Below are 13,372 nucleotides of genomic sequence, written 5' to 3'. Positions count from 1 at the left end.
AGATGGAAAGAGAGTAAAACCAATGGTCCCAAGAGTCGCCGGTGCCTGCGAACGACTGTCAGGGGACGACGCTTAATCTAGATCGAGTGCTTGAAGGAACTTCTTGAACGGTTCTTTGAGTTCGGCATGCTTCAGGCTTTGTTTCACCGTAGCGGCCAGATAGCCAAGCTTCGAACCGCAGTCGTAGCGCTGACCTTCGAATTCGTACGCGAGCACCGTCTCATCCGCCAGTAGCATGGCGATCGCATCGGTCAACTGAATTTCTCCACCTGCGCCCCGCGGCACGACTTTCAGTTTATCGAAAATGGCAGGCGTCAAGATGTAACGCCCTATTACCGCCAAATTCGAAGGCGCTTGGTCGGGCTTGGGTTTCTCAACAATCGCATCGAGCTTGCTCAGACGATCGCTGACGGTAGAAACGGCGACAATGCCGTAATTTCCGGTTTCCGAGGGCTGCACTGTTTGAACGCAAAGCACGGAACACTGCTGATCTTCGAATACTCTCATCATTTGAGCCAGACAACCCGATTGCTCGTCGTCTATCATGTCGTCGGCCAGAACAACGGCGAAAGGCTCGTCGCCGATCACGGCTTTTGCGCAGGCCACAGCATGACCCAGGCCCAATGCTTCGGCTTGTCGAATGTAAACGCAAGTCACATGAGGCGGCACGATGTTCTGAACGATCGTCAGGGTTTCCGCCTGGCCGCGATTTGCCAACTCGGCCTCCAATTCATAAGCCTTATCGAAATGATCCAGTATGGCTCCTTTACTCCGTCCGACGATGAAGATCATTACTTCGATACCCGCCGCCACGGCTTCCTCGAGGGCATATTGAATCAACGGTTTATCCACTACCGGCAGCATTTCCTTGGGACTGACCTTGGTCGCTGGCAAAAAGCGGGTGCCCAGGCCGGCGACGGGAAACACGGCCTTCCTGACGACTTTTTTCATTCCCGCCCGTCGCCCTGACATAGCTCCATGAACCGGCGTTGGCTGTTCCAGGGTGCGAAGCCGATCGCCCAATCGTCCCCTCTGATGTGGCGTCAAATGCTCGATCTGCGCGATCAAGCGCTGGAATTCTGCGGCATTCATGAAATTGTCCTTGGTCTACTCATCGACGTAGCCGCTAGCTCTTCCTGCTTGCAAAAAGCAGGAGCACGCCGCCAGCCACTATGGCTCCCACACCAGCCCAGACCGGGACATTGACCGTTTGGGTGTCTTTAACCGACAGTTCGAATGGGCCCAACTTGGCTTCCTGGGTTTCCCGGGTATAGCTGAAACGGCCATATACCAACCCAAAGATGCCAGCTAGGATCAGCACGGCGGCCACGACCTTGACAGCGTTCATTTTCTCACTCCCATGATTGAAGGCCCTGGATCCCGGCCTCGGACTGCGCGCCCAGAAGTACCGACCTAGGCCGGAACCCTAAGCGCGCCGAACCGGTTCTCGCACTCCTGGCGCATAGATCCATTCAGGCGCGAGTCGTTTTGCCGGGGGTCACCGGAAAAGCCGATGGAATAGACCCACCACAGTATTAACGGCGCTTTTCATTGTGTCGGCGACCGCGTTAACTGTGGTCGTCAGTGCATTGCCAATGGCACCTACCACGCTGCCGATGGCACTGCCAATATCATCGATTAGGCTCATGACCGCATCTCCTGATTTCAATATTAAAATAAGAATTATTGGTACAACTGTAAGCAGCCTGTGCGAATTTTGGATGTAAGCTCCCGGGTGACCTGACGTTTCCGGATCTGCCCGACGGCACTTCGTCGCAAAACCACATTCCAGGGGCGCTACAGTGGCCTTCGACCTTGAATGACACGAAGGACGATCACGATGATCGCGATAACCAATAGAATGTGAATGAATCCGCCCAGTGTGTACGAAGAGACCAAACCCAGCACCCAGCCAATAATCAAGATAATCGCTATAGTTTCTAACATTGTTGCTTCTCAAAAAAAAGGCCATCCGTAGCCGATACTACCGCCTAACACGGTCAAGGGGTTGTCGGAAATGACACATCATGGAAAGTCCTCGACCGGAACTGAAATTAAGGGCTTCCGACGTGGATCCGCGGGAGTCCACTCAAAACACCGAATGCGCTCAGCAGCCACAGAACCACCGCGATGATCACCACGATATTCAGGATCTGCTTGATCCGAGTCTCCATCGGTATATAGCTGTTAACCAGCCACAGTAAAATGCCGACGACAATCAGCGCCACCACTACCGAAAGCAACTCTCTCGGAACGGCGCCCAAGACACCAAATACGTTCAACAGCCATAGCACCACCGCAATGATCACGACGATGTTCAGGATCTGTTTAATCCGTGCTTCCATCGGTATGTAACTGTTGACCAACCACAGCACCACACCGACGACGATAAGAGCTACAACAAGTGAAATTAAGTCCATCGCCCTTCTCCTAGAAATAAAAAATCGGGTTGACGTATAAAACCTTGGCACACATTATTTTACTTTCTCCTCTTCGGCATTTTATGCCATGCTCGAGACTGAGCCGGCGTACAGAGCAGCAAACCATTCGAACAAGTTATTAACCCAGTAGTACCCGCACCCGATGCTGTTGTCTATCATCCTGTAACGCAATGCTATTACCGTCTAACTGGCGTACGCCATCCAGCTCTATCGCGGCGACACCACGTGCCACGCCATTCGGGTTTTCAATCGTGACTTCATAAGAGGCATTTCCGTGCTGATAAACAATGCTGTAATTGTGCCAGGCTCTGGGAATGCATGGGTCAAACACCAATCTGTTGGCGCGGACCTGCAGACCTAAGATCCACTCCAATCCGGCACGGTAAAACCAGCCTGCCGCTCCGGTGTACCAGGTCCATCCGCCACGCCGCACGTGGGGAGGCTCGGCATAGATATCCGCCGGCAGCACATACGGCTCGACCTTATAGGCGTAAACGCCGGTGCGGGTGGCCGTTCGGTTGATTGGATTTAGCATACGCATCAGTTCCGCCGCCTGGTCGCCATCACCGAGCATGGCATAGGCGATGACGGACCAAATCGCCGCGTGGGTATACTGACCACCGTTCTCCCGAACTCCTGGGGGATAACTCTTGATATAACCCGGATCTCGCTCGGTTTTGTCGAAGGGAGGGGTGAATAGCAACACCAGGTCGTCGCCGTAGCGAATGAGGTATTCCCGTACCGACAACATCGCCCGCTGCGCTCGTTCGGCTTCCGCGGCACCGGAAATAACACCCCAGCTCTGAGCAATCGAATCGATGCGGCACTCGGCATTGGCGGCGGAACCTAAGGGTGTGCCATCATCGAAATAGGCGCGCCGGTACCATGCCCCGTCCCATCCTTCCGTTTCCACAGCGGCCTTGAGTTGGCCGGCGTGTTCACGCCAGCGCATGGCGCGCTCGTTATCTCCCCGCGCCTCCGCCACAGTTGCGAATTCGGAGAGCGTGGCGGTCAGGAACCAGGCCAGCCATACGCTCTCCCCCTTGCCTTGGTGGCCGACCCGGTTCATACCGTCATTCCAGTCACCACTCCCCATCAGGGGCAGCCCGTGCGAGCCCGTTTCCAGGCTCAGGTCGAGCGCACGTGCGCAGTGCTCGAAAAGACTCGCTTGCTGGGCCGACGGGGTCGGCTCGTAATAGGCGTCATCCTGCTCCGGCGCCAGCGTGGGGCCCTCCAGAAAGGGTAGTTCCTCCTCAAGCACGCCGGCATCGCCGGTCACTTTGATGTAGTGGGCCACGGCGTAGGGCAGCCAGACCCGGTCGTCGGAAAAATGGGTACGTACGCCGCGGCCGGTGGGTGGATGCCACCAATGTTGCACATCGCCCTCGACGAACTGGCGCGCCGCAGCGCGCAGGAGATGGGCGCGGGTCAGATCGGGCCGAGTAACCACCAGCGCCATGCTGTCCTGCAGTTGATCGCGAAAGCCGAATGCCCCGCCCACCTGATAGAACCCGGCCCGAGCCCACATGCGGCAGCTCAGGGATTGGTACAGCAGCCAGCGGTTCAACAGGAGATCGAGCTCCCGGTCCGGTGTTTTCACTTGAATCTTGCCGAGCATTTGCTCCCACGACTGCGTCACCCGGCTAAACGTCGCGGCGACCTCGGTTGCTCGATAACGCCGAACCAACTCGCCGGCATGGGCACGATCATTGCCTTGTCCCAGCAGGAATACGATCTCGGCTCGACCGTTGGGCTCGAGTTCGATCACCGTCTCCAGTGCTGCGCAAGGATCCAGCCCGGCGCCGACGCGGTTTCTCAGCGCCTTGGGACGCAGCAAGCCCGCCGGTGCATCCAGGCTCCCGTTACGGCCGATGAATTCAGCCCGATTCCCGGTCCACCCGGTCTGCCGACCGGCGAGATCGGCGAATGCGATGCGATGGCCGAATTCCACGTCCCAGGGGTTGTAAGCGAACAGGGCGCCCGTTTCCGGATCAAGCTCGGTGATGATGTGAGCTGCCGTCACGGTACGCGAGGCACCGAGCACCCATTCCACGTAGGCCGCGACCGTCAGCCGGCGGGTTCGCCCGGAAATATTCTTCAGCGTTAAAGACGAGATCTTCACCGGATCGTCCGGGCTGACGAATTGCAGAAGCTCGCTATGAATCCCATGGGAGGCGTGCTCGAAACGGCTGTATCCCTGCCCATGGCGAATCACATAGCTCGCATTATCGACCCTGATCGGCAAGGCGGTCGGACTCCACAACTCGTTCGTCTCATCGTCACGCAAATACAAGACTTCCCCGGGGGGATCACAGACCGGATCGTTCGACCAGGGTGTCAACTGATTTTCGCGGCTGTTGCCACACCAGGTGCAGCCGCTGCCCAACTCCGAGACCATAAAGCCGAAATCAGCATTGGCTATCACATTGATCCAGGGGGCCGGTGTCCATTGGCCGCTGTCGAGCACGATCACGTATTCGCGTCCGTCGTCGCTAAACCCACCGAGACCGTTGAAGAATTCGAGCGTGGGCAACGCCCACCGTGGCGAATGGGCTCCGGGAACGGGCAAGGCTTTTGGAGCAACGAAAGCAGCCGCCGGTCGGGGGTGCCTCAACAGTTGCTCTGCCAGCGTGCCCCGATGGCTGACGAGCACCGCACGTGCAACCGTTTGGAGCAGAAGCCGCTCTTCCGCCGAGAGCTGATCGCCCCGCATGACAAAAATCGCACCGTGGTCCCCATGCTCGTGATGGGCCGAAAGCGCCTGGTTCTCCCGCACCATGCCCTCCAACAGAGTCTGCAGATCCTCGACGTACGACAACTCCTTTGCGTTCAAGATCACCAGGTCGACGGCAAGGCCTTTCATGCGCCAGTACTCGTGGGCGCGCAGCAATTGCTCGACGATGGTCCGGTCTTCAGGCTGCGTGACGCTCAGCAACGCGATCGGCCGATCTCCCGAGATACCGTGCCGCCACAGCCCGGAGCGGTCCAAGGTATTCATCTGCATCAACTTGCCGGCCGGACGCAGCGAGGGATCGGCGTAGAGCAGGCGGTTGGCCAGATTTTGAAACAGCTGGGCCTCGTCCGGCTTGGTCCGCAGATGATGCAGCTGCACATGGGCGTGCGTCCACGCCTGAGCGGACACCCGGTCCCACGCAGCCACGTTGTGGTATTTGTCGGCGGCATCCTCCACTGCCTGGCGTGAGGCAGCGACCAGGGTCGTGAACGTCACGTGTTCGGTTGCACCTGCGGCAATCCGAACCCGTGTGCGCAGACTGAATATCGGATCGAGGACGGCGCCAACGGTGTTGGTCAGGGGACGCCCGTCCATCACCGCAATCGGTTCCCGCAACGTTTGTCCACGTCCGACAAAGCGGGCTCGGTCAGTTTCGTATTGGAGCCCGTCACCGGTTCGGCCGTCGGCCAGCAGGTGGGCTGCCCAGATTTTCGGGTCGCCGGCCGCACGCTGGCGCCGCTGCGCGATCAACCCATGCGCCTGGGGCAGATACTCGGTCTGGACGAACAGATTGGAAAAAGCCGGATGCGCGATGTCCGCAGGAAAGGGTGCGAGTACGACTTCCGCATAGGAGGTGATTTCGATTTCCCGAGCGAGTGCCCCATTATTGGTCAAACTCAAGCGACGGATTTCCGCATCGTCCTCGGGCGACACGACGATCTCCAGGGTACTGACCATGCTGCCGTCCATGCGGGTGATACGGACACGGTCTTCGAGAAAGACCACCTCATAATGGTCGGGAGCTGCCGCCGTCGGCTGGTACCCGGCTGACCACACCTGGCCGCTCGCTACATCGCGCAAATAGATATAACTGCCCCAGGCATCCCGCGTCACGTCTTCGCGCCAGCGCGTCACCGCCAAGTTTCGCCATAGGCTGTAGCCCGATCCGGAGGCGGTGATCATCACCGCGTAACGGCCGTTGGACAGCAGATGCGCCGAAGGGACGGAAGACGTGGGGGAAGGCACGCGCCGGACCGGGGGTTGCACGGATTCCTTGACTTCGGAAAGAACCTGGAGAAACGGCATACTGCGGGTATCCGCGCCCCGCGGAATGCGCTCCTGCAGCAACAAGTCGGCCGCCTGGATCAGTGGCGCGCGGTGGAAGCGATGGCGCATTGCCCCGTCATGCACCACATTGGAGAAGGCCACCAGGGACATGCCCTGGTGGTGGGCCATGTAGCAACGCACCATCGCGAAGCGCTGGCCCTCCGCAAGCCGGATCGGGGTGAAATCGAGCGCTTCATAGAAGCCGAAGCGGCCCAATGCGCCCTCCTTTTCCAATCGCTCGAAGTTTTCCACGGCGGCATGCGGGAGGTACATCGCGGCCAAGGCGGTGGCGTAGGGAGCAATCACCAGTTCTTCGCCGAGGCCTCGCTTCATCCCCAGGCCGGGTACGCCAAATGCGGCGTACTGATAGATGAAGGAGAGGTCGCGGCCGTTGAAAGCCGACTCCGACACGCCCCACGGCACGCCCCGTTCTTTGCCATATTCGATCTGTCGTTTGACCACCAGGCGGCAGGTCTGATCGAGCAGGCTGTAACGTGGGGTAAAGGTCACCAGGGAAGGCATCAGGTATTCGAACATCGACCCCGACCACGACAGCAGCACGGTGCCATGCGCAGCGCGTGTCACCCGGCGGCCGAGGTGGAACCAGTGCGTGCTCGGCACATCGCGCTTGGCGATCGCGACGAAACTGGAGAGGCGAGCCTCGGAGGCAAGCAGATCGTAATAGCTGGGATCGAGGGTACCTTCCGCCACACGATACCCGAGTGCGAACATGTGGCATCCGGCTTCATAAAGAAAGCGGAAATCCATTTCGTGGAACAAGGTGTCCAGCTGTGCGGCCATCTTCTCCAGGCGGTCCGTGAGCGCTTCGGCCCGTTCTCCGGCGCTCCGCAGCACCATCGCCAGTGCGTCCAGATCACTTGGTTCCAAGGGTCCGTCAGGCGATGCCTCAAGGTAGGCCAAGCCCAGGGCATAGCAGCCGGCGAGGTCACTCAGGTGAGTCTCCAGGGTCAGCTGTTGCCGGAACGCCGCAGGATGAGGGCACTGCGATTCCGATTCCGCCCCGGCTTCGAGGCGGTCCGCGAAATGGATCCAGGGAACCAGGCTATCCACATCGCGCGCGTGAGAGCGGATGTCGTCGCACAGCAACGTAGCCCACGCCAACACTTCGCTGTCGCCCGCGTCGCCGCGTTCGGCGGCATAGGCACGTGCCAGGTCCAGCAGCGTGTCGGCGCAGAGTGTCGACTGCCGCCACAACAGACTCCATCCGGCCGGGTCAGCAGGCTGGCTTCCCAAAAGGTCCCCGAGGACGCCTACTTTTTGTCGCAACTCTTTCAGCGTCACGGTGAGCGTACGCCTGTCGTCGCTGATTTTTGCGAGCGCGGCCGTGAGCAGTTGATGGGTATCCAAAAGGCCGGTCAACGCGGTGGAGAACGCGAGCGGTCGCGTCAGTGTTTCCCGGCACGCCTCGGCCAGCGCGAGCAGATGCCCCGCCAGGTTGCCGCTGTCCACGGTCGACACATAGCGGGGTTCCAGCATGTGCAGATCGCGGGTGTCGTACCAGTTGTAGTAGTGGCCGTGCAGACGCGGCAGCGCGGCGAGTGTCGTCAGCGTGGCTTCGATCCGGTCGACGGTGTCTATCAGCCCGAGCCAGCCGAAATCACGGGCGGCCACGACGGACAATAGATAGAGGCCGAAATTGGTGGGCGAACTGCGATGGGCGATAACGGGTAGCGGGTCCTCCTGAAAATTATCCGGCGGCAAATGGTTCTCTTCCGCCGTCACGAAGGTAGTGAAAAAGCGCCAGATCCGCCTTCCGATCAAACGCAATTGCACGCTATCCCGAGGCTCCAGGCATTCTGCCCGATCCAGTCTGGGCGGGAGGCTCAACGCGCGGGCGGCGACCGGTGCCAGCCACCATAACAGCAGGAACGGCGCAGCGTCCTCGATGCCGGCCGGATTGAAAAACAGCACCACGGCGCCGGCACCCATGACGATCGTAGACGAGTTGCGCAGGGGCCGGATGAGGTTTGTGAGCGCGTGACCTGCCGCTGTCTTTGCCTGCAGGGCGGTGACCCACTTCAGCAATTGGCGCCGGGTAATGAATAGCCGCACCAGGGTACTGACGATGGCGTCCACCATCAGCCAAGCGTGTTGCGCGAGCAAGGTCAGCGCCACCAGGCTGTTGCCAATTGCCCATAGCACATCCTCTCCCGCCGCACGCAGATGGGTGCCCAGCGAGATACCGCGACGGGGCCGACCTGAACCCACTCGCGGTCGCCAGAATCGCGGGAAAGGCCAGCGCCGTTAGCACGAACCCGATTAGGATCGACTGCGGTGCATTCGGGATGGCCCAGATTGTGACCAATGCACACAAGGTCCCCGGGGCCGAGAGAGATCGCCGCAAATTGTCGAGCATCTTCCAGCGTCCGATCATGGGCATACCCTTGCCGCGAGCGCCAAAGATCCACGGTAACAACTGCCAATCGCCGCGTGCCCAACGGTGCTCGCGCGATGCTGCGACCTCGGTATGGGAAGGAAATTCCTCGAAAAACTCGATATCGCTCACCAGCGCGCAACGCGCGAATACGCTCTCGAACAAGTCATGACTAAGCTGGGTGTTGTCCGGTACCCGCAGGGCCAGCGCGGCTTCGAAAGTGTCTACGTGATACAAGCCCTTACCGCTGTAAGTACCGAGTGCGAACAGGTCCTGATAAAGTTCGGATACTTCGCTGGCGTAGGCGTCCGTACCGGAGGCGCCGGCAAAGATCTGGTGAAACATCGAGCGCTCCAGCCGCTGCGGCAGGGTCGGTGTCACGCGCGGCTGGAGGATGCCGTAGCCTTCGACAACACGTTGGGTAGCCGGATCGAACACCGGCCGGTTCAGCGGATGGGCGGCCACGCCCACCAATTGCGGCACGACGCCCATAGGCAACTTCGTGTCGGCATCGAGGGTAATGACATAACAGACACCGGGCGGTGCGGCGGCCGGCTTACCGTCGATCGGGAGAAAAGACGTATCGGCGGCGCCACGCAACAGACGGTTGAACTCGTGCAGCTTGCCGCGTTTGCGCTCCCACCCCATCCACTTGCCTTCGCATGGATTCCACAACCGTTTACGGTGGAATACAAAGAATCGTCGTTCGCCGTACTTGGCGTTGAGCGCGGCCACCGAGGCCGCGGCTACACTTAGCAGCCGGTCATCGTTCGGCAGCGTTTCCTCCTCCGCGTCTGCCCAATCGGACAACAGGGCAAAGCGCACCTGGCCGTCCGGATTGGACAGATAGCGGATTTCCATCTGCTCGACCTGCGCCTTAATTCCGGCCTCATTGACGAACATCGTCGGTACGACGACGAACGTGCTCAGCCTCTCGGGCACGCCGTCCTTCAGTTCGAGCCGAGGCAGGTGACGCGGCGGAAGGCTCGCAATGATGAGCCGGTTCACCAGGCCCACGGCGATATCCGAGGCGGGAAATGCGCCGAACAGCGCGAGCAAGAACAGTTCAAATTCGCTAAGCCCCGCCGTGAAGCTCGCGCGCAAAGGAAGTGAGAGCAACAACAGCGTCAACACTCCGAGACTCCCCACATAAGCGAGCCCCGCGTGGGCCATATAGGCGCGCAACAGCCGTTGTTTCAACGACGGCCGATAATCCACTTCCCGTTCGAACGCGTACCGGCCGGCACTGATCAAATAGTAGCCCGGTTCCTGCTGTCGTCCGTCGGTCGTAACGTGCTCGCTGAAGCGCTGGACCTTGTCGATCACCCTGCGAGCGATCTCCACCTCCGAATGCGGCGAGCGTCTGGTGAGATCCTCGATCGCGTGGCGGTAGCGATCACGGGTCAGGAAGTCCATCGCACCGTAGCCGTCGTGAGCGCGCAGGCACTTATCCACCAGGCTGACGTCCTCGACGAATTGGGGCCACTCGAACGCAGAGATGGCGCGCATGCTGGTGATGATGTTACGGACCGTCAGGTTATCGGCGACTTGATCGGCGTGTTCCCGATGCACGATCTCATCGAGACTGACGCCTTGCTCGTTGAGCCAGTCATTCAGAAAATCGAGGGAGAGCGCGGCGCCCGGATGCGGGTCGTGCAAACGCTGCAGGATCTGGACGGCGTACGCCTGACGCAGCGGGGGGGCGGGTAATACCGCCGCGGGAAGCGGCTGGTCTGGCTTATCGGTTTGAGCGGCGATTCGTTCGACCTGATCAACGAATTCATCCGCCGCTCGACGGGCGGTTTGGGAACGCATGATGCGAACCGCCAGACGGCGAAGATTTTCGACCAGCAGGACCCGTAGAGTACTCGGTATCGCCCAGAGTTCACCGAGCGTGAGGGGCTCGACGGTTTGGTACGCCCGCACGAACAGCGTTAGCAACTCCGGGGCGAAGCGGCTGTCCGTATGGGCCATCAAGGCCCAGGCGATGCCGTAGACGCGGGGATAGCCGGCGAGTACGCCCTCGGCCAACTTGGGCAGTTCCCGGTAATAGCTTTCGGGCAAGTCGACATGGTTGTCGATGACCTGCTCTTCGACCACATGAAAATTATCGAGGAGCCACTCCTCGGCCGGCGTGATGGCGTGTTGCTCGCGCACCGCCTTGGCGACGGCTTTATAGGCCGCAAGCAACACCCGGGAATTCTCGCGCACCCTCGGGATCAGTTTCCGTCCTTCCTTGCGGCTACTGATTTTTTGCGCTTGCGCCAAACTCACTGCATGTTGTTCGAGCCGTTCGGCGCTGAACAGCTCGAACCGGATGGGTGTCTCATCTCCCCCCGGATGCTCCACTCTATCGTGCCGCCTTCGTTCTGGCCTTTTCAACATGGTTTGCTCCGAGCCCAAACAAAAAAGCTGTCAGTCGGCTGCATTCGATTGAGCAGAGAGCCTAAGCGACCGGCTTAGGCGACTCTCCAGTAGGCTGAAGAAACCCTTCTATATCTCAGGGCGAGCAGCCTACTGAGACAGGTTCTAAGGCATTGGAACAAAATAAATCTGCCATATGAATGCTACGGCAGGATCGTATAATTCCATTCGCCATGGAAGGCATGGCGCTGTATTTTGAGGCCGTCCATTTCCGCGTCGGTGACCTTGATCCCTTTGGGATATTCGCTATCGTCCAGTTCGCAATAGACCCGCAAGCCTTTGCGATTGGTCGTCGAGGCAATCAAATTCACCACGACCTCGTGACTGATGAGCGGACGACCGCGCCAATTCATCGTGATAAAGGAAAATAGGCGATGCTCAATCTGGTTCCATTTGCTGGTTCCCGGCGGGAAGTGACACACCGTGATGGCCAGTCCTAACTCGGTGGCTAATGCCTGAAGCTCCCGCTTCCATAAGCGCACACGCGAGCCATTGCTCCCACCGCCATCGGCCGTAATCAACAAGTGCCGTGCCTTCGGATAACACGGTGCGCCCATGGAGTGCCACCAGCGGCGAATACTTTCCACCGCGAATTGCGCGGTGTCGTGATCCGTCCCGACATTGACCCAGCCGATATTCAACGTCGGATCGTAAATGCCATACGGTGCCACCTTCCCCAGTTCGGGGTCTTGAAAATCATACACCCGAACGGCTTCCGGCTGCCCTTCGGGGCGCCATTCCAGGCCCTGTTGCTTGAAATTCCCGACCAGTTCCTTCTTCTTGGTGTCCACCGAGATGACCGGATCGCCCCGCCCTTGGAACTGCTTCACCTGGGTGTAGATATGCTCGAACTGGGCATTGCGATCCGGATGCGAACCGCCCTCCAAGGTTTTTCGATTACCTTGCAGGCTATAGCCCAGCGCGCGGAGCAGTTCGCCCACCATCCGATGGCTGGTTCGGTGCCCCATCTCAGTGAGGGCTTCGGCCAATTGCCGCGTGCTCTTACACGTCCAACGCAACGGGGATTCCGGATCCCCGCGCGTCACCGGATCAATCAATCGCTCCAAATCGGCCTTCAGGGTGGAGTCCTGGTCAACCGTCCGTTTCCGGCCTGCCCCCTTCCGGCGAATACGGCCCTGAGGCAAGGCATTCTGTTGTTCCAACTCTTGGCAGCCTTGACGAATCGCCTCTCGACATAAACCGGTTTCCCGTGACACGGCCGAGATTCCGCCTCGGCCAATCGCCAGCGCCTCCGCCCCGGCAACCAAGCGCCGCAGACGCTCGTCCAGGTACCGATCGAGTTTCTCAAAGCGCTTCTTGATTGCGGCATGTTCCATACCGCAACTTTAGAACAAACCCCTCAGTATTTGGAAGAGTTATTTTGTTCCAATGCCTAAGTAAGAGAACAAGTTAGTGGCAGGGTCGCGCGCGGTCTGTACGGTATCGAACAGAAGGTCGCTGTCGGCCGTCCCCGGAACCTTGGCACCGGGCGGGAGTAAGGTTTCCTTTTATTTCCTCCGATCCCGGCGGCTTCGACAAGTTTAGGACAGACTGCTGAGGCGTGGGACGAGCCATAAAGAAAGGCAACGCCATTCAGGCAGGGGAAATCGAATCAGGGCAGGGGGTTTCCGCCCTTGGCGCAGCAATTTATCCCGCTGAGCCGAAAGGCCGCGCTTGCGAGGCGCCGCCATTGGCTTATTTGAGCTTGGAAACAGCATTGGCCAAGCCGGTCCTCAGGTCATCCCAGACCCTATCCGCAGTCTCTTTGACCGTCTCCCACGCATCGCCGCTGTCGTCCTGTAACTCTTTCATCTTTTCAGCGGCCGCATGCTGTTTGGCACGTAAGGCATCGAGTTCTTCGAGATACTTGAGCTTCACATTTGCCGCGGCGTTCTCCGCCTTGGCTGCCAAGAGATCGATCTGAGCGCTCCACTCTTTCAGTTCTGAAGCCAGGCTTTCTATATACTCGTCTTTTGTTTTCATGGGTTTCTCTGTGGTGTTGATCGGCGTTCTTACGTCGTTCCGTATCGGTTTGTGCGGCTTCGAGAGGCG

7 protein-coding genes and 1 pseudogene are annotated in these 13,372 nt (G+C 59.3%); all 8 read right to left on the bottom strand.

Features of this window, described 5'->3' with window-relative positions; translation table 11 throughout:
* Nucleotides 1-72: 72 nt before the first annotated feature.
* Complete coding sequence (galU, locus tag ABZN20_RS00950; protein WP_218809093.1) at nt 73-951, bottom strand: UTP--glucose-1-phosphate uridylyltransferase GalU; 879 nt, start codon at nt 949-951, stop codon at nt 73-75.
* Between the two features lie 175 nt (nt 952-1,126).
* Complete coding sequence (locus ABZN20_RS00945) at nt 1,127-1,348, bottom strand: hypothetical protein (RefSeq protein WP_218806271.1); 222 nt, start codon at nt 1,346-1,348, stop codon at nt 1,127-1,129.
* Between the two features lie 150 nt (nt 1,349-1,498).
* Nucleotides 1,499-1,648, bottom strand: a complete 150-nt coding sequence (locus tag ABZN20_RS00940) for a hypothetical protein (RefSeq protein WP_218806270.1) — start codon at nt 1,646-1,648, stop codon at nt 1,499-1,501.
* Between the two features lie 149 nt (nt 1,649-1,797).
* Nucleotides 1,798-1,947: a lmo0937 family membrane protein gene (locus ABZN20_RS00935; protein WP_218806269.1), complete on the bottom strand. Its 150-nt coding sequence runs from the start codon at nt 1,945-1,947 to the stop codon at nt 1,798-1,800.
* 107 nt (nt 1,948-2,054) lie between these two features.
* Nucleotides 2,055-2,420 (bottom strand): Thivi_2564 family membrane protein, encoded by a 366-nt coding sequence (locus ABZN20_RS00930; RefSeq protein ID WP_255556350.1) that lies wholly within the window; start codon nt 2,418-2,420, stop codon nt 2,055-2,057.
* A gap of 139 nt (nt 2,421-2,559) precedes the next feature.
* A pseudogene (locus ABZN20_RS20060) lies at nt 2,560-11,281 on the bottom strand (GH36-type glycosyl hydrolase domain-containing protein).
* A gap of 182 nt (nt 11,282-11,463) precedes the next feature.
* Nucleotides 11,464-12,657 carry an ISAzo13 family transposase gene (locus ABZN20_RS00915; protein WP_367025483.1) on the bottom strand — a complete coding sequence of 398 codons (1,194 nt, stop codon included), beginning with the start codon at nt 12,655-12,657 and terminating at the stop codon, nt 11,464-11,466.
* Between the two features lie 358 nt (nt 12,658-13,015).
* Nucleotides 13,016-13,303, bottom strand: coding sequence for a coiled coil domain-containing protein (locus ABZN20_RS00910; RefSeq protein ID WP_266023393.1), 288 nt, complete (start codon nt 13,301-13,303; stop codon nt 13,016-13,018).
* Nucleotides 13,304-13,372: the final 69 nt, after the last annotated feature.

This window comes from Methylococcus sp. ANG (genome assembly GCF_040730495.1).
In the GTDB taxonomy this organism is placed as follows: Bacteria; Pseudomonadota; Gammaproteobacteria; order Methylococcales; family Methylococcaceae; genus Methylococcus.
Note: the sequence above shows the minus strand (reverse complement) of the source record. Positions and strands in the feature narration are given on the sequence as shown.